This is a genomic window from Deinococcus taeanensis (assembly GCF_020229735.1).
GTDB classification, from domain to species: domain Bacteria; phylum Deinococcota; class Deinococci; order Deinococcales; family Deinococcaceae; genus Deinococcus; species Deinococcus taeanensis.
On record NZ_CP083455.1, the window covers coordinates 1,033,977 to 1,055,411 of the forward strand.

The 21,435-nt window shown below is 69.2% G+C and carries 21 protein-coding genes; 15 read left to right on the forward strand and 6 right to left on the reverse strand.

The window, feature by feature from the left end; all coding sequences use genetic code 11:
- Positions 1–4: 4 nt before the first annotated feature.
- Complete coding sequence (locus LAJ19_RS05045; RefSeq protein WP_225477215.1) at positions 5–529, reverse strand: hypothetical protein; 525 nt, start codon at positions 527–529, stop codon at positions 5–7.
- Between the two features lie 92 nt (positions 530–621).
- The gene (locus LAJ19_RS05050) at positions 622–2,214 is read right to left on the reverse strand and encodes a GMC family oxidoreductase (RefSeq protein ID WP_225477216.1); all 1,593 of its coding nucleotides are present in this window, start codon (positions 2,212–2,214) and stop codon (positions 622–624) included.
- Between the two features lie 88 nt (positions 2,215–2,302).
- Between LAJ19_RS05050 and argJ the strand changes: the two genes are divergently transcribed.
- The 4 genes from argJ (at position 2,303) to LAJ19_RS05070 (ending at position 5,950) form a co-directional block, all read left to right on the forward strand.
- On the forward strand, positions 2,303–3,457 hold the full coding sequence (gene argJ / locus LAJ19_RS05055; protein WP_225477217.1) for a bifunctional glutamate N-acetyltransferase/amino-acid acetyltransferase ArgJ: 1,155 nt from the start codon (positions 2,303–2,305) through the stop codon (positions 3,455–3,457).
- Between the two features lie 74 nt (positions 3,458–3,531).
- Positions 3,532–4,311 carry a hypothetical protein gene (locus LAJ19_RS05060; protein WP_225477218.1) on the forward strand — a complete coding sequence of 260 codons (780 nt, stop codon included), beginning with the start codon at positions 3,532–3,534 and terminating at the stop codon, positions 4,309–4,311.
- 68 nt (positions 4,312–4,379) lie between these two features.
- Complete coding sequence (locus LAJ19_RS05065) at positions 4,380–5,132, forward strand: TspO-related membrane protein (protein ID WP_225477219.1); 753 nt, start codon at positions 4,380–4,382, stop codon at positions 5,130–5,132.
- A 68-nt stretch (positions 5,133–5,200) separates the two neighbouring features.
- Positions 5,201–5,950 carry a shikimate dehydrogenase gene (locus LAJ19_RS05070; RefSeq protein ID WP_225477220.1) on the forward strand — a complete coding sequence of 250 codons (750 nt, stop codon included), beginning with the start codon at positions 5,201–5,203 and terminating at the stop codon, positions 5,948–5,950.
- 78 nt (positions 5,951–6,028) lie between these two features.
- Here the strand turns inward: LAJ19_RS05070 and ileS are convergent, their stop codons facing one another.
- On the reverse strand, positions 6,029–9,217 hold the full coding sequence (gene ileS, locus LAJ19_RS05075) for an isoleucine--tRNA ligase (protein WP_225477221.1): 3,189 nt from the start codon (positions 9,215–9,217) through the stop codon (positions 6,029–6,031).
- A gap of 627 nt (positions 9,218–9,844) precedes the next feature.
- On the opposite strand from ileS, the gene fsa reads away from it, so the two are divergent.
- From fsa to pdxT, 6 genes are all read left to right on the forward strand, one after another.
- Positions 9,845–10,504 (forward strand): fructose-6-phosphate aldolase, encoded by a 660-nt coding sequence (fsa, locus tag LAJ19_RS05080; RefSeq protein WP_225477222.1) that lies wholly within the window; start codon positions 9,845–9,847, stop codon positions 10,502–10,504.
- Positions 10,501–11,778, forward strand: a complete 1,278-nt coding sequence (gene rho, locus LAJ19_RS05085) for a transcription termination factor Rho (RefSeq protein ID WP_349774828.1) — start codon at positions 10,501–10,503, stop codon at positions 11,776–11,778. Before fsa ends, rho begins: the two co-directional genes overlap by 4 nt.
- Before the next feature lie 38 nt (positions 11,779–11,816).
- Positions 11,817–13,190, forward strand: a complete 1,374-nt coding sequence (locus tag LAJ19_RS05090; protein ID WP_225477223.1) for a peptidoglycan DD-metalloendopeptidase family protein — start codon at positions 11,817–11,819, stop codon at positions 13,188–13,190.
- Positions 13,187–13,579, forward strand: a complete 393-nt coding sequence (locus tag LAJ19_RS05095; protein ID WP_225477224.1) for a response regulator — start codon at positions 13,187–13,189, stop codon at positions 13,577–13,579. Before LAJ19_RS05090 ends, LAJ19_RS05095 begins: the two co-directional genes overlap by 4 nt.
- An 80-nt stretch (positions 13,580–13,659) precedes the next feature.
- On the forward strand, positions 13,660–14,550 hold the full coding sequence (gene pdxS, locus LAJ19_RS05100) for a pyridoxal 5'-phosphate synthase lyase subunit PdxS (RefSeq protein WP_225477225.1): 891 nt from the start codon (positions 13,660–13,662) through the stop codon (positions 14,548–14,550).
- A gap of 5 nt (positions 14,551–14,555) precedes the next feature.
- Positions 14,556–15,149 (forward strand): pyridoxal 5'-phosphate synthase glutaminase subunit PdxT, encoded by a 594-nt coding sequence (gene pdxT, locus LAJ19_RS05105; protein ID WP_225477226.1) that lies wholly within the window; start codon positions 14,556–14,558, stop codon positions 15,147–15,149.
- A gap of 105 nt (positions 15,150–15,254) precedes the next feature.
- On the opposite strand, the gene LAJ19_RS05110 is transcribed toward pdxT, so the two are convergent.
- The gene (locus LAJ19_RS05110; RefSeq protein ID WP_225477228.1) at positions 15,255–16,637 is read right to left on the reverse strand and encodes an MDR family MFS transporter; all 1,383 of its coding nucleotides are present in this window, start codon (positions 16,635–16,637) and stop codon (positions 15,255–15,257) included.
- A gap of 83 nt (positions 16,638–16,720) precedes the next feature.
- Here LAJ19_RS05110 and LAJ19_RS05115 point away from each other — a divergent pair, with 83 nt between their 5' ends.
- Entirely contained in the window at positions 16,721–17,692 is a 972-nt protein-coding gene (locus LAJ19_RS05115) for an aldo/keto reductase (protein ID WP_225477975.1), read from the forward strand.
- A 44-nt stretch (positions 17,693–17,736) separates the two neighbouring features.
- Here the strand turns inward: LAJ19_RS05115 and LAJ19_RS05120 are convergent, their stop codons facing one another.
- Positions 17,737–18,183: a response regulator gene (locus tag LAJ19_RS05120; RefSeq protein WP_225477230.1), complete on the reverse strand. Its 447-nt coding sequence runs from the start codon at positions 18,181–18,183 to the stop codon at positions 17,737–17,739.
- 139 nt (positions 18,184–18,322) lie between these two features.
- Here LAJ19_RS05120 and LAJ19_RS05125 point away from each other — a divergent pair, with 139 nt between their 5' ends.
- The 4 genes from LAJ19_RS05125 to LAJ19_RS05140 are packed head-to-tail and all read left to right on the forward strand — an operon-like array spanning position 18,323 to position 20,731.
- Positions 18,323–18,751, forward strand: coding sequence for a damage-inducible protein DinB (locus LAJ19_RS05125; protein ID WP_225477232.1), 429 nt, complete (start codon positions 18,323–18,325; stop codon positions 18,749–18,751).
- On the forward strand, positions 18,748–19,320 hold the full coding sequence (gene yjjX, locus LAJ19_RS05130; RefSeq protein WP_225477234.1) for an inosine/xanthosine triphosphatase: 573 nt from the start codon (positions 18,748–18,750) through the stop codon (positions 19,318–19,320). The genes LAJ19_RS05125 and yjjX overlap by 4 nt, the downstream gene beginning before the upstream one ends.
- Entirely contained in the window at positions 19,317–20,174 is an 858-nt protein-coding gene (locus tag LAJ19_RS05135; protein WP_225477236.1) for an MBL fold metallo-hydrolase, read from the forward strand. Before yjjX ends, LAJ19_RS05135 begins: the two co-directional genes overlap by 4 nt.
- Positions 20,175–20,182: 8 nt before the next feature.
- Complete coding sequence (locus LAJ19_RS05140) at positions 20,183–20,731, forward strand: hypothetical protein (protein ID WP_225477237.1); 549 nt, start codon at positions 20,183–20,185, stop codon at positions 20,729–20,731.
- Between the two features lie 45 nt (positions 20,732–20,776).
- Here the strand turns inward: LAJ19_RS05140 and LAJ19_RS05145 are convergent, their stop codons facing one another.
- Positions 20,777–21,430, reverse strand: coding sequence for a glycosyltransferase family 2 protein (locus LAJ19_RS05145; protein WP_432804229.1), 654 nt, complete (start codon positions 21,428–21,430; stop codon positions 20,777–20,779).
- Positions 21,431–21,435: the final 5 nt, after the last annotated feature.

Below are 21,435 nucleotides of genomic sequence, written 5' to 3' on the forward strand. Positions count from 1 at the left end.
GGGTTCAGTTCACGCGGACACTGTTCGCCAGGGCCCGGATGACCGCTTCGTTGCGACCATAGTCCTTCACGTTCCCGGCGATAGTCAGAACCAGCATGCGGCCCCCGGCGCTCGTGACCAGCAGCTCACGGCGCAGTTCGTCGCCCTGGCCGGGCGTGGTGAACACGAACTGCGCCCACGGCGTCCCGCTGACCTGCACGAGGCTGGCCTTCAGCGACTTCACGTTGGGTACCTGCGCGCGGATCACGCTGGGAAACTGCTCAACCAGGGTGGTGATCTCATTTTTCGCGAGTTTGCTGCTGCGCCACTCGAAGGCGACACTCACCTTCCGGTCCTCGGTGAGAAACACCGCGTCGGGTCGGCCGGCGGCGCTCGGAAAGGCGGTCCGGATGCCGGCGGCGCTCAGCGTGAGCAGCCTGGCGTTGGGTTCTACGGTGACGGGCACGTTGCCCAGCTTCACGGGCACGGCGCTCGCCGCACTGAGGGTCAGGGCGGCGGCAAGCGTCAGGAGGAAGGAGCGGGGCTTCATGTCGGTGTCACCCTACCTGCCTGCACCCGGCTGCTCATGAAGCCAGGATGAGGAACGTGCGGGTCCGGTCAACCACCCGTCAGCCACGCACCCTAGGCCCCAGCCAGAGCGAAACCTGCGGCGCGCGCCCCGATCATCAGGGTCGTCGCGTTCGTGTTCGCGTGAAGAATGCGCGGCATCACGCTCGCGTCCCCCACCCACAGGCCCTGCGTTCCCTGCACCTGCAGCGCGCGGCTGACCACGGCCTCCTCCCCGTCCCCGAGGGCCGCAGTGCCCACCGGGTGGTACAGGGTCGCGCACTCGCGGGCGACATGCTGCCGCAGGGCCGCGTCACTGCGCAGTCCCTCGCCGGGCAGAACCTCCGCGCCGCGCAGCGTGGAAAGCGGCGCCGTGGCTGCGATCTCCCGCGCCTGACGCACCCCCCCCACCAGACTCTGAAGGTCACGCTCGTCCGTCAGGTATGCGGGGTCAATCACGGGAGCGGCCAGCGGGTCCCGTGACGCCAGCGTCAGCCGGCCGCGACTGTGCACGTCCACGAGCACCGGCCCGATCGAGAAGTGATTGCCGGGCTCCGTAACGAAACCGTGGTCCCGGAAGTACGCCGGCCCGAAGTGAAACTGAATGTCCGGATCGTCCGTGGCCGCGTTCAGCCCGGACCGTGCGTGCGAGAACGCCGCGGCCTCCGCGACGTTGCTGCTCAGCGGGCCGCGGCGGCTCCACACGTACTGCGCCAGCGCCGCGCCCTGCGGCACGCGGTCCAGGGACTGCACGCGCGAGCGCGTAATCACCGGGACCGCCAGGTGATCCTGCAGGCCCGCGCCGACCCCGGGAAGCGCCACCCGGACTGGAATGCCGTGCCGCTGCAATTCCGCGCGCGGCCCCACCCCCGAGAGCATCAGGAGTTGCGGGGTCTGCACGGCGCCTGCCGTGAGAATCACCCCTCCGGCCGGAGCGTCCAGCGTGCGGCCCCGCCAGCGCAGCCGCACGCCTGCCGCCCGCGTGCCGTTCCACAGCAGTTCCAGCACGTGGGCGCCCGTCAGGACCGTCAGGTTCGGGTGGGTCAGGACCGGCTTGAGGAACGCCCGGAAGGCACTGAAGCGCTCCCCGTTCAGGTGATTGCTCTCCAGCAGGCCCGCGCCGTCCAGACGGCCGTCGTTGAAGGTCTCTACCACCGGGAGGCCCAGGCCCAGCGCGGCAGACGCGACGAACGCGTGGCTGAGGGGATGGGACTCGGCGCGCGCTCCGGCCGGCATGGGCCCCCGGTCTCCGCGCGTGCCTCCGGCGGGACCGCGGTACGTTTCCAGGGCCCGGAATTCCGGCAGCACGTCCGCCCACGTCCACCCGTCGCCCCACCCGTCGAAATCGCGTTTCGACCCGCGGATCCAGATGGTGGCGTTGATGGCGCTGCTGCCGCCCAGCACCTTCCCGCGGGGCCAGTAGAACGCCCGGCCGGCGGCGCGCGCCTGCGGGACCGTGCTGAGATTCCAGTCCAGGTGCGTGCGGAACAGCCGGTTGAACGCGCCGGGCGCGCGGATCAGCGGGTGCGTGTCCGGGCCGCCCGCCTCGAGCAGCAGCACCTTCGCTCCGGCGTCCAGCAGGCGCCGCGCCGCGACACACCCGCCCGAGCCGGCCCCCACCACAATGAAATCCGCGCGGCCCGCCGCGCCCCGGTCATCCGTTGTCATGTGCGGCGAGTATAGCCGCGCCGCGCCGCGCGCAGGCGTCTACCGCGCTGCCGGGACGCCGGGCGGGCCGTGTTCTACACTTCTGCGCATGAGCCTCACGTTTCCGCAGGGATTCACCGCCGCCGCCATGGCCGCCGGCATCAAGCCGAGCGGCCGGACCGACCTGAGCGGCGTCACGTCCAGCAGCGACTGCACCTGGGCGTTCGCGGGCACCCGCTCGACCACCGCGGCCGCCTGCGTGACCCGCAACCGCGCCCTGTACGCGCAGGGCGCGCCGGTGCGGGCGCTGCTGGTGAACGCCGGCAACGCCAACGCCGCCACCGGGGCGCGCGGCGCGGCCGACAACGCCGACATGGCCGACGCGTTCGGCAGCGTCCTGAACGTCGCCGCCGACGCCGTGCTGACCGCCAGCACCGGCATCATCGGTCACCTGCTGCCCATGGACCGCGTCCTGAGCGGCATCGAGCACCTGCCCGACGAACTGGATGCCGGTGCGGACGCTTTCGCGAGCGCCATCATGACGACCGACACGCGCCCCAAGACGGCGCAGGTCACGCTCAGCAGCGGCGCGCGCATCGTGGGCACCGCCAAAGGCAGCGGCATGATTCACCCGGACATGGCGACCATGTTCGCGTTCGCGTTCACGGACGCGCAGGTGGATCAGGCTGCGCTCCGCGGGGCGTTCCCGGCCATCGTGAACCGCACCTTCAACGCCGTGACCGTGGATGGAGACACCAGCACGAACGACATGGCGGTCGTGCTGGCCAACGGCCAGGCAGGCCCGGTGGACCTTCAGGAGTTCCTGCGCGCCCTGGAGGCCGTGATGCGCGACCTGGCCCGGCAGATCGCTGCGGACGGCGAGGGCGCCACGAAACTCCTGACCGTGCAGGTCAGCGGCGCCCGCACCGAGGCCGAGGCGCTGGCCGCCGCACGCACCTGCTGCGTGAGCCCGCTGCTCAAAAGCGCCGTGCACGGCAACGACCCGAACTGGGGCCGCGTGATCATGGCGGTCGGCCGCAGCGGCGCGGGCGTGAACATCGAACAGCTCCGCGTCACGGTGCAGGGCCAGCCGGTGTTCGAGGGCCGGCCCCTGCCCTACGACGACGCGCAGGTCAGTGCCAGCATGAAAGCCGACGAGGTGGTGTTCACCGTGGACCTGGGGGTCGGCGACGCGCGCGGCGAGGCGTGGGGCTGCGACCTGAGCGCCGAGTACGTCAGCATCAACGCCGACTACACCACCTGACGCGCGGGCCGGGCGGGCTTGAGCGTCCTTTGACCCTCTGCGTGCGCTGGCCGGGGGAGCCGTAGGGTGCAGGCATGGTTTCCCCGACTTCCGCTTCCCGGCCGCGCCCGGCGCTGGCGCGCCCGCTGGACCTCACGTACCCGTCCAACCGCGCCGCGGCGCTGGGCACCCTGGCGACTGTGGCGGTCGCCCGGGCGCGCGGCCGGCCCTGGCCCGACGCGCTCGGCACGGGCGCCGCAGCATTCCTGGCCTGGGCCACGGCCCGTGAGCTCGACCCTGATCACCCGGTCACCGCGAACGCAGCGCTGGCCGTCGCGGCGGCCGCGACCCTGCCTGACCGGCCTGTGGGCCTGCGGCCCCTGCTGGGGGCGGTGGCGGTCCTGTCGGGGCTGCGTCTCACAGCCGGCACCACCGGGCAGAGCACCACGCGCACTGATCTCGTGGCGTTGCTGACCCAGGCGCTGCTGGCCGCCGGGACGGGCGCACCGGTCGCGGCGGCCGTGGCCGGCGCCGCGCCGCTCCTCACCCCCCAGGACCGCAGCGCCGTACCCCTGATGGGGGCGCTGCTGCCCGCCTTCACGCACGCTCACGCCGGCTCGTGGCGGGGCGCACTTCTGTCCGCCGCCGCCCTGCCCCTCGCCGGGACGCTGACAGCCCCTGAAGCGGTGGGCAGCGCCTGCGACCGCGCGCCCCGCACGGTCCGCGCCGCCGAGGTGCAGCGGACGAGGCAGGTGGCCGTCCTCGCGCTGGCTGCCGGACTCGTGGCCCGGCAGTCCCGCGGGCTGCTGCCCCTGGCCGCCGCGTGCCTGACCGTTGCGGCGCGGCGCGCCGGGGCAGACCTGAAGACTGAATGAATGCCTGCGCCCGTTAATGGCAGGCCCCATGACAGCTTCACGGCGCCGCGCGTGACTAAGCTGAGCCCATGACCGGAATGGCAAGACAGGTGACGCTGGTGCTCGCCACGCTCCTGACCCTGGTGATGACTTACCTCAGCAGCGCCCTGCCCCTGTTCGGAAAGTCCAACAAGGAGGTCAGCGACGCCCTCCCGAACGCCTTCACACCCGCTGGCCTCACCTTCGCCGTGTGGGGCCCGATTTTCGTGGGCCTGCTGATCTTCGCGGCGTACCAGGCGCTTCCGGCGCAGCGAGGTCCGCGCCTGGACCGGCTGTTCTGGCCGTTCCTGCTGGGCAACATGCTGAACGTGTCGTGGCTGCTGGCCTTTCAGAGCCTGCGTGTCGGGCTCAGCGTGCTGGTCATGCTGGCCCTTCTCGCCGCCCTGATCTGGCTGTACCTGACCGTCCGCCGCCTCCCCCCGCAGGGGCCGGAACGGTGGACGCTGGCGGTGCCCACCTCGATCTACCTCGCGTGGATCAGCGTGGCGACCATCGCCAATATCACGGCCTTTCTGGTGGGGGCCGGGGTGACCGGTGGCGCGCTGGGGCTCAGTGCGCCCCTGTGGTCGGCCCTGCTGGTGGTGATCGCCGCGGTGATCGGCGTGTTCTTCCTGGTCCGCTTCCGGGATTTCCCTTTCGCGCTGGTGCTGCTGTGGGCGTTCTACGGGGTGTATGTGGCCCGGCCCGACGTTGCCACGGTGACCACCGGGGTCGGCATTGCCGCCGCACTGGTGATGCTGGGCAGTCTGGTGGCCCTGCGTGGCCGCCGCACTGCTCTGTAGCGACCGGCAGCGCAGGCCGGCACGCCCGCGTGTGTTGCGGTCGCTGGCCCGGGTAGACTGCCCTTCTCATGCCTCCGTCTGACACGCCCCTCGCCCTGATCGGCTACCCCTCCCCGGCCGCACGTGCCCTCCGGGACCTGGGCCTGATCGCCGTGAACGTTCCCACCGGCGACCTGCGGGGCGTGCTGGACGCCTGCCGCACCCTGCAGTTCAGCGGAGCGCTCGTGCATCCCAGCCAGGAGACGCACGCCCTTGACGCCGTCACCCCTGACCCGGTCGCCCGCCGCGTGGGGCGCGTGGACGCCGTGTCCCTCAGCGGCCAGCCGCGCGGCACCTTCGCGTTCAGTGACGCGCTGACTGACGCGCTCGACGCGAGCGGGTACGCGTCGCGCGGCGCGAGCGCCCTGATTCTGGGCCTGGATGCCCACGACCTCGCGCTGGCCCTCCCCCTGGCCCGGCTGGGTTTCACCGAACTGGGTCTCGCGGCCGAAAGCATCCCGGAGGCCGAACGTGCCGCCCGGGACCTGCCCGCGGCGCGCCGCGCCTACCCCCTGAGCCGGCGTGACCCGAGCGTCAGCGCTTTCGCGGCCCGCGCGGACCTGCTGATTCTCACCGCCGGCACCATGCCTGCCGGGATGGTGCAGCCCTATCACACCGTGATCGATCTGACGGGCCGCGCCAGTGTTACCGGGACGGGCGCCAGCAGCGTGGACCTGCGGGACCTGCCGCTGCGCCGCCTTGCCCGGCAACTCGAGCATGCCACCGGTCAACGGTTCCACCCGCAGGGACTGGAGGGGGCCCTGCAGGCCCTGGCCTGAGCCACGCCGCAGCGCGCGCCGGACACAGACACAGAGGCGCCCCCCAGCAGTGGGGGCGCCTCCCTTGTTGCGCTGCTCTCAGTTGTGACTGACTGTTTCCAGTTTCTGTAGGAAGGCGCGCCCACCCTCCAGAGACGCTTCGAAGCCGTCGGCTGTGCCAAACACCAGCGTTTCGGCGAGCGTCTCGCTCATCAGGTACTCCTGCCACGCCTCGGCGGCCTCGCGGGCGTCGCCACTCAGGTCCAGGTGCAGGGCAATGCGGTCCTGCACCTCGAAACCGGCTTTCTTGCGGGCATCCTGCACGCCGCGCACCAGGTCACGCGCCAGGCCTTCGAGTTCCAGTTCGCGCGTCAGGGTGGTGTCGAACGCCACGAGGTACCCGGCTTCCTCCTGGGCGGCGAACCCTTCGGGAGACCTGGCGTCCACGAGCACCTCGTCGGGTCCCAGTTCGAAGCGTTCGCCGGTCGGGGCGACCACCTCAAAGTGCTTGCCGTCCCGGACGAAACGGGCGACCTCGCTGGGGTCCGCGGCCTGAAGGGCGGCGCGAACCTGCGGCACGGCCTTCCCGAACTTCTTCCCCAGGACCGGCAGGTTGGGGCGCAACTGGTAACTGACGAGTTCCGTGAACTGATCAATCAGTTCGACCGCCTTGACGTTCAGTTCCTCCTTGATCTGCTCCGCAAAGCGGCCCAGCGCCTGGGTCTGCTCGGCCGTTCGGGCGCGGACCATCACTTTCGGCAGGGGCTGGCGCTGGCGCAGACCAGTCTGCCCACGCACGGCGCGGCCGAGGCTCACGACGCGAAGCACGGCGTCCATCTCCCCGACGAGCACAGGGGCGGACAGGGTTTCGTCCACGGTCGGCCAGGGCGTCAGGTGGACGCTGTCCGGCGCGTCCGGCACCAGGGAACGCACGAGATTACCGTACAGCGTCTCGGCGAGAAACGGCGTGAACGGCGCCGTCAGCTGCGTGACGGTCACCAGGGCGTAGTGCAGGGTGGAGTACGCGTTGTGGTCCACCTGCCCGTCGCCGCTCCAGAAGCGGCGGCGGTTGCGCCGGACGTACCAGTTGCTCAGGTCCTCCACCACGAAGTCCTGCAGGGCGCGGCTCGCCCCGGTCGGATCGTAGGTTTCCAGGCGGTCGGTCACGGTGGTGATCAGGGCCTGCACCTTGGCCAGCAGCCAGCGGTCCACCTCGGGCCGCTCATGGGCGGGCGAGGCCGCCTGGAGGTCCGGGCGGTCCAGGTTGGCGTACAGCACGAAGAACGAGTAGGTGTTCCACAGGGTCAGGAAGTACGAACGGAACGCCTCACCCACCAGGTTCATGCCGAAGCGGCGGCTCAGTTCGGGCGGCGCGGAGACGTACATGTACCAGCGCGCGGCGTCGGCGCCGTACTGCTCGAAGACGTCCCAGGGGTTCACGATGTTCCCCTTGCTCTTGCTCATCTTCGCGCCCTTCTCGTCCAGGATGTGTCCGGAGCAGATGACGCTCTTGTACGCCACGGAGTCAAACACCATCGTGCCGATCTGGTGCAGCGAGTTGAACCAGCCGCGCGTCTGGTCGATGGCTTCCGCGATGAAGTCCGCGGGGAAGCCGCCCTGCTCGACTTTCTCCTTGTTCTCAAACGGGTAGTGATGCTGCGCGAAGGGCATGGCGCCGCTGTCGTACCAGACGTCCATCACGTAGGGCACCCGCCGGAACGTCTTGCCGTCCTGTTCGAAGGTTATGTCGTCCACGTAGGGCCGGTGCGGATCGAAGTCCGGTCCGGTCAGTTCGGGGCGGCCGCTCAGCTCGGCCAGTTCCGCGTAACTGCCGATCACCCGGGCTTCGCCGTCCTCACTTTCCCACACGGGCAGCGGGGTGCCCCAGTAGCGGCTGCGGCTGAGGTTCCAGTCGATCAGGTTCTCGAGCCAGCCGCCGTACCGGCCGTTGCGGATGTGCGGGGGATGCCAGTCGATGGTCTGGTTCAGTTCGATCAGGCGGTCTTTCAGGCGGGTGTTGTTCAGGTACCACGACTCGGTGGCGTAGTACATCAGCGGTGTGCCGCAGCGCCAGCAGTGCGGGTAGGCGTGCAGGAAGTTCTTTTCGCGCCACATCAGACCCCGGGCCCGCAGGTCGCGGACAATCTCGGTGTTCGCGTCGCGGAAGAACGCGCCCTTCCACGGTCCGAAGCGGTGCTTGCCCTCGCCGTCCACGCCCACGATCACAGGGAAGCCGTAGTTCCGGGCGAGGCGCATGTCGTCCTCACCGAACGCGGGCGCCGTGTGCACGATGCCGGTGCCGTCACTGTCGCTGACGTAGGTATCCAGGCCGCTCATCCACACGGGCTTACCTTCACCCTCGGCGTCGTACGCTTCGGTAAACAGCGGGTGGTAGGCCACGCGTTCCAGGTCCGTGCCGCGGAACGTTTTTACGATCTCGGCGTCCTCGCCCAGCACCTCAGCGCGCAGACTGGCCGCCAGGATCAGGACGTTCCCGTCCTGATCCCTGGCCGCCACGTACTCGAACTCCGGGTGAATGGCGACGCCCACGTTGTACGGCAGGGTCCAGGGCGTGGTGGTCCACACCAGGAACGCCGCGCCGTCCGGGAGGTCCAGACTCTGCGGGTCGGTCAGGCGGAAGGGCACGTACACGCTGGGATCCTGGATGTCCTTGTAGCCCTCGCTGACCTCCGCGTTGGAGAGCGTGGTGCCGTCCTTCGGGCAGTACGGCGCGACGCGGAAGCCCTTGTACAGCAGACCCTTCTCGCTGAGCTGCTTGACGCTCCACCAGATGCTCTCGATGTAGTTCTTGTGCAGCGTCATGTACGCGTCGTCCAGGTCCACCCAGTAGCCCATGCGCTCGGTGAAGCGGCGCCACTCGGCTTCGTATTCGAACACGCTGGTGCGGCACTCGGCGTTGAAGCGGTCGATCCCGTACGCCTCGACCTCCCGCTTGCTGTTCAGACCAAGTTTCCTCTCCACGCCCAGTTCCACCGGCAGGCCGTGGGTGTCCCAGCCGGCCTTGCGCGGCACGAAGTAGCCCTGCATGGTGCGGAAACGCGGGAAGAGATCCTTGAAGGACCGGGCCTGCACGTGGTGCACGCCGGGCTGGCCGTTGGCGGTGGGTGGACCTTCGTAGAACGTGAACACCGGACCGTCCCGGGTCTGCTCCAGAGAACGTTCGAAGACGCGGCCTTCACGCCAGAAGGTCAGGATGTCCTGTTCCATGGCGGGAAAGTTCGGATTGGGCGGCACAGGCGAAAAGGGAAGGGTCTTCTCAGTGGTCATGGGATCTCCAGGCTGGGTACGGGGGAGTGGTGAGGGCCGTCGCTGGGGCGGGGATCACCCGCGTCCGAATAGCTCGGCGGCAGCGGCAACGGGCAGGGGCGTGCAGTTGTGGCATGGTCACCTCCGGAGCGGGCAGGAATGCAGACAGACGGGGCGGCAGGTCTCAGCGTGTGCTGGGACGCGCCGCCCCGGGGGGCTGATGCGTGGTACCACCCAACTTCGTGCGGCGCACGGCGCCTCACCTTGTTGCAGGGCCCTCTGCCGGGGGGCGTCCGGGCGGGTCTAGTGGGCCGCTGGCCCCTCGGGGGGCAGGCTGTTCTTCCGCCGGCGCGGGAGGTGATGGTTCGGCAGGTGCGGCGTCGCGTCAGGCTCTCACCGTCCCTGACTCGCTCATGCTGCCCTTGCACCGCGTACTGTCCTCTCGGTCGCCGTGAGTTGTCTCACCCCGGTCTGGGGCGCGCCTCATGGTAGGACGGCAGGCTGCTCACGGTCAACGTGAGAGCTACAGTGCGTCACGCTGCGGAGTATGCTGGGTCCTGGCTTCCTGCGCTTCATCCCCGCTTCCAGTGCCCTTAGGCGTGCGAGATGCCGCCGCAGGTGATTACAATTGTCATCAGGAGATCAGTTATGGAATTCTTTATCGATACGGCCATCACGGAGGAGATCCGCGAAATCAACGCGTGGGGCGTCCTGGCGGGCGTGACCACCAACCCCAGCCTGATCGTCGCCTCAGGCCGCGACTTCCGTGAGGTTGTGCAGGAGATCGCCGGCCTGGTCGGCGGCGCCATCAGCGCCGAAGTGACCGCGCTCGACGCTGAAGCGATGATCCGCGAAGGCCGCGAGGTGGCCGCGTGGAGCGACCACGTCGTCGTGAAACTGCCCCTCACGCCCGCAGGTCTGCAGGCCTGCCGGGCCCTGACGGACGACGGCATCCGCACGAACGTCACCCTGTGCTTCAGCGTGCCGCAGGCCCTGCTGGCCGCCCGCGCCGGCGCCACGTACATCAGCCCCTTCGCCGGGCGCGTGGATGACATCGGCTGGGACGGCATCGACCTGATCCGGCAGATCAAGGAGGCGTACGTGCTGGGCGGCATTGAGACCAAGGTGCTGGCCGCCAGCATCCGCCATCCCACGCACGTCGTGCAGGCCGCGCTGGCCGGCGCCGATGTCGCCACCATCCCCTACAAGGTGTTCAGGCAGATGGTCACGCACCCCCTGACCACCGCCGGTCTGGACGGCTTCATGAAAGACTGGGCGAAACGAGCCGGAGGTGAGGTCCAGAAGTGACCGATTCCACCCGGCCGAGCCTGCCCTTTCACGAACTTCAACAGAAGATCCTCCCCGAACTGCACCTGATTGCCGCCGGGTACGGCATCGAAAACTACCGCAAACTGAAAAAAGACGCCCTGGCGCTGTCCATCATGGAGCACCAGGCGGACGCCGAGGGGCAGCTGCTTGCCCGCGGTTTCCTGGAGATCAGCGCCGACGGCTACGGGTTCCTCCAGGCCGACCTGCTGGACCCCAACAGCCGCACCGTGCTTGTCAGTGCCGGCGTGATCAAGCAGTTCTACCTGCGCACCGGAGACGAGATCATCGGCCGGGCCCGCAAGCCCCGCGAGAACGAACGCTTCGGCGCGCTGGTGCAGGTGGAGGCCGTCAACGGTCTGGACCCTGACACGGCCCGCCGCCGCCCGCGGTTCGATGACCTGACGCCCACCTTCCCGGAAGCGCAGCTGGTCATGGAAGATCCCAGCATGGACGACGGCCTGAGCCTGCGTGTGGTGGACCTGCTTGTGCCGATCGGGCGCGGGCAGCGCGCCCTGATCGTCGCGCCGCCCAAAGCGGGGAAAACCACCCTGCTGAAGAAAATCGCCAACTCCATCGTCAAGAACTACCCGGACGTGACCGTCATGGTGCTGCTCGTCGATGAACGCCCCGAGGAGGTCACGGACTTCCGGGAGAGCGTCCAGGGCGCCCAGGTGATCGCCAGTACCTTCGACGAACCGCCCCAGCACCACGTGCGCGTGGCGGAGTTCGTGCACGAACGCGCCCGGCGCATCGTGGAGGAGGGCGGGCACGTGGTGATTCTGCTGGACTCCATTACCCGGCTGGCCCGCGCGAACAACCTCGTCACGCCGCCCACCGGCCGCACCCTCTCGGGTGGTCTGGACAGCAATGCCCTGCACTGGCCCAAACGCTTCCTGGGCGCCGCCCGCAACATCCGCGAGGGAGGCAGCCTCACCATCCTCGCCACTGCGCTGGTGGAAACGGGCAGCCGCATGGACGACGTCATCTTCGAGGAATTCAAAGGCACCGGCAACGCGGAACTCGTGCTCTCACGCCGCCTGGAGGAACGCCGCATCTTCCCGGCGCTGGACATCCTGAAGTCCGGGACGCGCCGTGAGGAACTACTGCTGCAACCCGAAGTTCTGAAGAAGATGTGGCTGCTGCGTAAGGTCATCAGTGACATGGACCCCGCGGACGCCATGGAGATGCTGCTGTCCCGTATGGGAAAAACCCGCAACAACGTCGAGTTCCTGCAGGCCCTGGCCGGCGGCTGACGTTTCATTGCCCTCACCCCTGATTCCGGAGTCCTGTCTTGTTCTCAACCCTGTTCCGCCGCGCCACGCGGCTCGCGGCGCTGTCCGGTCTGCTGTGGGCCTGCGGCGCTCACGCCCAGCAGGCCACGCCGCTGGATCACTTGATTACCCCGCTGCAACTTCACCTGGAGCAGGCGCCCGACCTGGTGCTGAGCCGGGACCGCGGTGAACGGACCCTGCAGGTCGTCACGGACCGCGCCACGCCGGTCGCGGCGGTCGCACACCGCTACGGCCTGACCGGCCACGCGGTGACGGTAGTGCAGGAACACCCGCGCACGCAGGTGCTGCAACTGGCCCTGCCGGCGCGTCTCGCGGAGCGCCAGCCGGTCAGGCCGCGCTCCGTGGCGCTGTACCGCGTGCGGAGCGGGGACACCATGGCGCGCGTCGCTGCCCGCTTCGGGGTGTCGCTCGTGGACCTGCTGGGCATGAATCTGGACCGCACCAGCCTGGACCACCTGAAACAGGGCAGCACCCTGAACGTTCCCACCGGGCCGACAGGTCTGCTGGTGCGTATCAAACCCGGGCAGAACGCGCTGTCCCTGATTGCCGGGTACGGCGCGGACCTGCTTGCCACCGCGCAGGCGAATGACGTGCTGCCCACCGAACTGAAGGTCGGGGATCAGCTGCTGCTGCCCGGCATTCGCGCCGAGGGCTTTGCCGGGCAGCTGGCCGAGAAACGCGACGCGGAGCGCCGCGCGGCGCTGGCCGCGCAGCGGCAGCAGCAGTACGAGAAGTTTCTGACGTGGAAGCAGCAGCGTCAGCGTGCCCGGCTGGAAGCGAAGTTCGCGGCGCAGGCCCGGTACGAGGCGTACCTCGCCTGGAAGAGCAGCCCCGAGCGGCAGGCCAAGATCGCCGCCTACGAGCGCCAGGCCCAGTTCGAGGCGGCCCAGGCCGCGGCGCGGACCCGCGCCCGCCTGACGGCCCGGCAGAACGCGCAGCGCAGCACCGTGTCCGCTGCGAGCACCCATGCCGGCCCCCACGCGGCAACGGGCAGCGGCGGGCTGGTGTGGCCCATGCGGTCATTCCGGATCACCAGCCGCTATGCGGAACGGGATATTGAATTTCACCGGCAGGTGTTTCACGGGGGCGTGGACTTTGCGGCGCCGTACGGCACGCCCATCTACGCTGCGGCGGCGGGGACAGTCACGCAGAGCGGGTACGGTGCGTACGGTCTGAACGTCTTCACGTCCGGCGGGAACAGCACGCTGGTGTACGGGCACATGAGCCGCACGGCCGTTGCTGCGGGGCAGCAGGTGCAGCAGGGGCAGCTGCTGGGGTACGTGGGCTGCACCGGCATCTGCACCGGCCCACACCTTCACTTTGAGGTTCGGCTGGGCGGGCAGACTGTGGACCCGCTGACGCTGCTGCCATGACCGGCCAGCGTGCCGGTGTGCGCCTTCTGGTGGTGGACGATGAGGAGCAGATCCTGGAACTGCTGGACCTCACGCTCAGCCTTCAGGGGTATGAGGTGTACCCGGCGGCCAGCGGTCCTGCGGCGCTGGAACGGCTGGAGCGTCAGGCGGTCGACGTGATCGTGATGGACGTGTTGATGGCCCCATGGGACGGGTTCGAGACGGTGCGCCGCCTGGCAGAGCGGCACGGCGCGGCCCTCCCGCCTGTGGTCTTTCTGTCCGGCCTGGCGCGCCCGGCCGTGATGCCGGAACTGGGCTCGGGGGTGGTGGAGGCGTATCTGGTCAAGCCCTTCCGCCCAGCCCAACTGGTGGAGAAGATCGAGGAGGTCCGCCGCCGGACGCAGCGCTGACCACTACGGTTCAAACTGACCCCGCCGGGTACACAGGAGTGACCCTACCGGCGGGGTCAGTTCTGGCCTACCCTGACGGCATGTCTGACGTGAACACTGGAACCCCCGCCCTGAAACAGGGCTTCGCTGAAATGTTCAAGGGCGGCGTCATCATGGACGTCGTCACCGCCGAGCAGGCCCGGATTGCCGAGGCCGCCGGCGCCACGGCCGTGATGGCCCTCGAACGCGTTCCGGCCGACATCCGCAAGGACGGCGGGGTGGCCCGCATGAGCGACCCCAAGATGATCAAGGAAATCATCGCCGCCGTCTCCATCCCCGTGATGGCCAAGGTGCGGATCGGGCACATCGTGGAAGCCCAGATCCTCCAGGCGCTCGGCGTGGACTTTATCGACGAGTCCGAAGTCCTGACCCCCGCCGACGACCAGTATCACATCCTGAAAAGCGAGTTCAAGGTGCCCTTCGTGTGCGGCGCCAAGAACCTCGGCGAGGCCCTGCGCCGCGTTGGTGAGGGCGCCAGCATGATCCGTACCAAGGGCGAGGCCGGTACCGGCAACGTGATCGAAGCCGTTCGGCACGCCCGCACGGTCCTCGGTGAGATCCGCGCCATCCAGGCCCGCCCGGCCGAGGAACTCATGACTGTGGCCCGTGACCTTCAGGCGCCGTACGAACTGATCCGCTTCGTGCATGAGCACGGCAAGCTGCCGGTCGTGAACTTCGCTGCCGGCGGCGTCGCCACGCCCGCCGACGCCGCACTGATGATGCACCTGGGCCTGGACGGCGTGTTCGTCGGCAGCGGCATCTTCAAGAGCGACAACCCCGAGCGCCGCGCGGAGGCCATCGTGAAGGCCGTCACGCACTACCAGAATGCCGACGTGCTCGCCGAGATCAGCGAGGACCTGGGCGCCCCCATGACCGGCATCAACATCGACGACCTGATTCCCGCCGAACGTCTCGCCAGCCGGGGCTGGTAAGGCACATGGGACCGCGCATCGGGGTGCTGGCGCTGCAGGGGGCCTTCCGGGAACACCGCCGGCACCTGGAAAGCCTGGGAGCGCAGGTTGCAGAAGTGCGCCTCCCGGCTGACCTGGAAGGCCTGCACGGCCTGGTGCTGCCTGGCGGGGAAAGCACCACCATGGCGCGCCTGATGACCGAGTACGACCTGTGGGCGCCCATCCGGGCCCTGCATGACCGCGGCGGTCAGCTGTGGGGCACCTGCGCCGGCGCCATCCTTCTGTCACGCGAGGTTCAGGGCGCGCCGCCGCAGTTCGGGCGGCAGGACAGCCTGGGCCTGCTCGACGTCACCGTTCAGCGCAATGCCTTCGGCCGCCAGATCGACTCGTTCACCACAGAACTCCCGGTCACCGGGCTCGACGCTCCGCTGCCCGCTGTGTTCATCCGTGCCCCTGCGTTTGTTCGCGTGGGTGTGGGCGTGGAGGTCCTGTCCGAGTTCGAGGGGCGCGCCGTGACCGTCCGGCACAACCGCGTCCTCGCCACGGCCTTTCACCCGGAACTCACGGATGACAACCGCCTGCACGAACTGTTCGTGCAGCAGTGCCTCGTGCCCACCTGAAGCGGCGCTGTTCAGGGCGTCCTGTTCCCTGTGAACAGGACGCCCTTTGTTGTGGCTGGGCGCGGGCGGGTAAAGGCCAGCCCCGCCCAAGCTCCTTCCGTTGGTTCAGTCGTTGGCTTGCCGGGCGGCGCTGCGCAGCGGGCCGGGCCGCAGCAGCAGGCTCAATCCGAATGCCACGGCCACCAGACCCAGGGCCAGGATGTACGCCCGCCGCAGGCCCTCAGCCAGTTCAAAGCCGCCCGTCTCTATGGCCCCTGAACCGATCAGCAGGGCCATCAGGGCCACACCCAGGGCGCCGCCCATCTGCCGGGCGAACAGCACGCCGCTGGTCACGGCGCCCAGTTCCGGGCGGGGGGTAACGTCCTGCGCAGCGAGCAGCAGGCTCAGCATGGAAAAGCCCATGCCGGTGCCCACCGCGAAGCCCAGCGCACTCGTCACCCAGAGCGGCGCGTGCACGGCGAAGGTCAGGGCGGCGAACATCATGGCGAGCACCGCGAACCCCACCTGCGCAATGCGGGCCAGCGGCACAGTCTTCACGAGGCGCGCAGTGAGGATGGCGGTCAGCGTCCAGCCGACCAGCATGGGGGTCAGGATGGCGCCGCCCGCTGTGGCGCCCCGCCCGGTGACGCCCTGGGCGTACAGGGGCAGGTAGGCGATCACGCCGAAGTACGCCGCGCCGCCCAGCAGGTTCCCGGCAAACGCCACGCGGGGCAGCCGTTCGCGCAGGGCGCGCATGGGCAGCAGCGGTTCAGGATGGCGGCGTTCCAGCACGACCGCGCCTGCCAGGGTTAGGGCGCCCAGACCCACCAGCAGCCACTGCTTTTGCTCCAGGCCCCACACGACCAGCCCGCTGCCGAGCGTGAACAGGGTCGCGCCCGCCCAGTCCAGGCGGGCGGGGCGGGGCTGCCCGGTTTCCGGAAGGAACCGCAGGGCCAGGAGCAGAGCAGCCACGCCGAAGGGAAGACTGGCGTAAAAGGTCCAGCGCCACGAGAGCGTTTCGGTGAGCCAGCCGCCCAGCAACGGCCCCACGAGTCCGGAGACGCCCCACACGCCGGAAATCATGGACTGCACGCGGCTGCGTTCGGTCAGGGCGTACAGTTCGCCGACCATGGTGAGGGTCAGCGGCAGCAGGGCACCGGCGCCGACGCCCTGCAGGGCGCGCGCCGCGATCAGGACAGGCATGGAGTGGCTCTGGCCGCACAGGGCCGAGCCCAGCAGGAAGATCACGATGCCGGTCAGGTACAGGGTGCGCCGCCCCAGGATGTCGCTCGCGCGGCCCCACAGGGGGCTGAAGACTGTGCTGGTCAGCAGGTACACCGCGAAGGGCAGGGCGTAGAGGTGTTCGCCGCCCAGGTCGTGGATGACGCTGGGCATGGCCGTGGCAACGACACTGGCTTCCAGCGCTGCGAGAAACACGCCCACCACCAGCCCGAGGGTCGCCAGCTGGCGGGCGTGGGGGGAGAGCTGCGGGAAGGCGGGGGGGGTCACGTGGCCCAGGGTACTCCCAGGGGTGCATAAAGAATGAGGGACTGGATTCAGCGGGTCTGAATCGTTACAGTCAGGACATGACCATGCATCAACGACCGCTGGGCCGCACCGGCCTGAATGTCACCGAGATCGGCTACGGCGCCTGGGGCATCGGCGCAGACATGTGGAAGGGCGCCGACGACACTGAGAGCCTGACTGCGCTGCGCCGCTACATTGAACTGGGCGGCAACTTCATCGACACCGCCATGGGTTACGGCAACGGTCACAGCGAACGCCTCGTCGGTCAGGTGGCGCGCGAACACCCCGGCACGCTGGTCGCCACGAAAATCAGTCCCATGAACATGCAGTGGCCCGCCGCGCCCGCCACGACCGCCGACCAGGCGTACCCGGGCGAGTACCTGATCCGTATGACCGACGCCAGCCTCGAACGCCTGGGCCTGCCCAGCATCGACGTGCAGCAGCTGCACGTCTGGAACGACTCCTGGCTGGGGCAGGGAGACTGGCAGGACGCCGTGACCCAGCTGCGGCGCGACGGGAAGATCCGCAGCTTCGGGATCAGCATCAACGACCATCAGCCGAACAATGCCGTTCAGGCCGTGGAGGCCGGCGTGGTGGACACCGTGCAGGTGATCTACAACGTCTTTGACCAGTCGCCGCAGGACCGGCTGCTGGACGCCTGCCGCGCCCATGGGGTCGGCGTGATTGTCCGCGTGGCTCTGGACGAAGGCAGCCTTACCGGTACAGTGACCGAGGACACCATCTTCCCCGAGGGCGACTGGCGCCACGGGTACTTCGGGGGAAACCGCCGCAGTGAACTGCAGCCCCACCTGCGCGCCATTGAACAGGACCTCGGCGTCCGTACGGATCAGCTGGCCGAGACCAGCCTGCGGTTTGTGCTGTCGCACCCGGCGGTCTCCACCGTGATCGTGGGAATGCGCTCGGTGCGGAATGTGGACCGCAACGCCGCGCTGGCCGATGGGCGCGGCCTGCCCGAAGCTCAAGTGCAGAAACTGCGTGGCCACCGCTGGGACCGCAACTGGTACCAGCCCGCTTAAGCCGTCTGAGCAGAAGGCCGGCCCTGTGGGCCGGCCTTCTGCTCTTAGCTGGCGCGCGGCGGCAGGCGCACGATGGTGAGCATGTACCGCCCGAGCGCCTGAATGGCCTCATAGAAGGAGGTGAACTCCACGGGTTTCACGACGTAACTCGCGGCGTACGCCTCGTAGGACCGCAGAATGTCTTCTTCCGCCTTGCTGGTCGTCAGCATGATGACGGGAATGGTCATCAGCGACGGATCGTGCTTGATCTCCTTCAGGAGCTCCAGGCCGTTCATGCGGGGCATGTTGATATCCAGCAGGATCACGTCCGGCCGGGGCATGAAATCGGGGGTGCGCAGGGCCTCCAGGGCCTCCACACCGTCGCGGGCCACGTGCAGCTGAACCAGGATGCCCGCCTCAGCGAAGGCTTCCTGCGTCAGGATGATGTCGGCCTCGCTGTCCTCGACCAGCAGGATGTGAATAGGGTTGGGTGTGGGCGCAGCTTGGGTCATGGGAGTGTCCTTTGGTCCGGTCGGGATCCAGTTGCCTCACAGTGTTTCACTCCCTCATGACGGATTGGCCCCGGCTGACTTTACACGGCGCCCACGCAGCCTTGAGGCTCCCTTGAGGGCCCGCTGCTACCCTGGGCAGGTGAATGTCCTGCATTATTCCCTGCGCGGCGGCGCCGCCTTCCGCGACGTGGACGCTCTCCTGCACGGCCTGAACTGGGCCGAGGCGAGCGCCGCGCACCCGGACGTGCCGTTCACGCTGGCCGCGCTGCTGTGGCACCTGCAGGTCACGCAGCGCGTCAGTCTGGACCTCGCTTCCGGCCGGGCTGAACGCTGGCCGGACGATCTGAACCTCTGGCCGGATGAACCGCTGTCCGAAGCGGAGTTCACGCGGGTCCTGCGTGACCTGCAGGCCGGATTGGCTGAAGCGCAGATGCTCGCGCAGGACCCCAGCAGCCGTGCGCGGGACGTCCTGACGGACCTGGCCGTGCACAGCGCCTACCACTGGGGACAGGTGGCCCTGCTGCGCCGCCTGAGCGGCACGCTGCCCGGGCCGCAGGGGAACGCATGAATGTCATCGTCGGGTCACTGAACCCCGGCAAGGTCCAGCCGGCGCGCGACGTGTTCGGCGTGCTGTTCCCGGGGGTGGAGGTCCGGGGACTGTCGGTGCCCAGCGGCGTGCCGGACCAGCCTGTCGGGGTGGGGGAGACCCGGCGCGGCGCGGTGAACCGGGCGCGCGCAGCTGCGCGCACGCCCGGCGCGGTGTGGGGCGTGGGCCTGGAGGGCGGCGTGCGCGTCGAACGTGGGCGCGGGTGGCTGTTCGGGGTGGTGGCGGCCGTCCGGCCCGGCGTGCGCGCCGTGTACACGGCGCGCACCGCCGAGCTGCCCGTCCCGGACCTTGTCCTGGCGCGCGTGTTGCGCGGCGAGGAGCTGGGCGGCGTCATGGATGAGCTGCTTGGCACCCGCGACCTGAAGCGCGGAGCAGGCACGGTGGGCGCGCTGACGCAGGGCCTGGTGACGCGCCCGGCGGTGTGGGCTCAGGCCCTGGCGCTCGCTCTGGCACCCGCCGTGCATCCACAGCTGTACCCCGGCTCAACCGGCGTCCGGGAAAACGAACGTCTGTTAGGCTCTGGCGCATGACCCACTCCTGGATTCAGACCCGCCAGCTCGGGGACGCGACCGTGCATTCCCTCACCGACGGTCAGTTCCGTCTCGACGGCGGCGCCATGTTCGGCAGCGTACCCCGCGTCCTGTGGGAGCGCGTCGCGCCCCCGGACGAGCTCAACCGTATTCGCCTGCGCATCAACCCCCTCCTGATTCAGCTGGGTGGGGAGAACATCCTCGTGGAAACCGGCATGTGGGACCAGGGCGGCGAGAAATTCGAAGCCATGTACGGCCTGGACCGCGACGAGACCGTGTTCCGCGGCCTGAACACCCTGGGCCTCACCCCGGCAGATATTCACCTCGTCATCAACACCCACCTGCACTTCGACCACGCCGGACGCAACGTGACCCTGCTGGGCGAACCGGCCTTCCCGAATGCCCGGTACGTGGTGCAGCGCCAGGAACTCCACGACGCCCGCCACACCCACGAACGCAGCCGCGCCAGTTACGTTCCCGCGTACATCGACCCGATCGAGCACGCCGGGCTCTTTGACATTGTGGACGGCGAGCACGAACTGCGCCCCGGCCTGAGCGTCCTGCCTCTGCCCGGCCACAACCTGGGCCAGCAGGGCGTCATGCTGCGCAGCGGCGGGCAGACGCTGGTGTACGTCGCGGACCTGATCCCCACCCTGGCCCACGCGCCCACCGCGTACATCATGGGCTACGACCTGTACCCCGTGACCACCCTCGACACCCGCAAACGCCACCTGGGGGCCTGGTTCGAGGAGCAGGCCCTCATCTGCACCCCACACGACCCGGACACGGCCTTCGCGCGCCTGCACCCTCATCCGAAGGGCGGCTTCACCCTGCAGCCCGACACGCTACCCTGAACCGGCCGATGCCCTCCCGCCCCACCCTGACCCTGCTGTTCGCCGCCGCCACCGCCGCGGCAGCCGCCACCCTTGACGCCCACTACTACCCTCACAAGCCCGGCACGCGCTGGACCTATGCCAGCGGCGAGACGCAGGTGGTCGGCGCGCCCGTCACGCACCGCGGCGTGAACGTTGTGCCCGTCAGTCACCAGTACGGCAGCACCACGTACACCCAGGACCTGCTGGAGTACCGCAAGGACGGCAGCGTCTGGCTGCGCGGCGTGAACGCCGCCGGGCGGCTCCAGTGGTACGCGCCGCCCCTGATGGTCTACCCGCCCGCCCCCCTGGCCCCCGGGCGCACCTGGCAGAGTGCCACTGGCCCCCTGCGCATGAAAGCCACCGTGACCGGGGTGGCCCCCCTGGCCCTCACCGCCGGGACCTTCAATGCCCTGAGCATCCGCACCGAAACCACAGCTGGCGGGAAAACCAGCGTGCAAACCTCTTACTTCGTGCCGACTGTGGGGATCGTGCGTTACGAAACCGCGGATGGCGCCCGCATCGACCTGCAACGCTGACCCGGTCCCGCCCGGCGGGCCGCCTGACCTCCCCGCACCTGACCGTCAGGACTTCCGGCGTCTCGCCCGGTACGTCAGCAGCGCCGCGTACATCTTCGTGCGCGCCTGGGCGCCTCGCCAGAAGCCCCGCTTCTTCTCCTTGACCACCTGCGCCACGTTCGGCAGCTCCACGTATGCCCAGCGGGCTCCGGTGGCCTTCAGGTGCCGCGTAATCGCCGGTTCCGGCCAGCGTTCCGTTCCCAGGTCCGGCACCGCCAGGAGCCACGCCCGCCGGCAGGCCCGCTGCCCACTGAGATGCGGCGTGAGTTTGTTCCCCCAGTCGGTGACGAACCCTCCGCCTTCAAACACCCCGATGCTCATATCCAGCTCGCCGCTCAGCACCGGAGCGCTCAGCGCCTGTAGGTGCGCGGCCGTCAGGCCCGTCAGGTCGGCGTCCAGCAGCACCACGATCTCCGCCTGGGTGGCCTGAAGCGCCGCGTAAAGTGCCGCGCCCTTACCGGCATTGTGCAGCAGGTCCACCACGTGCGCGCCCGCTCGGCGGGCCGCGTCGGCAGTGCCGTCACTGCTGCCGTCCGAGGCGACCACGACGTCCGGCGTGACGGTCCGCGCCACGCGCACCACATCACCCACGGTGTCCTCCTCGTTAAACGCGGGAATCACGACCGCCAGACGGGAGGAGGACGGGTCGGCCCGGGACATGGCGC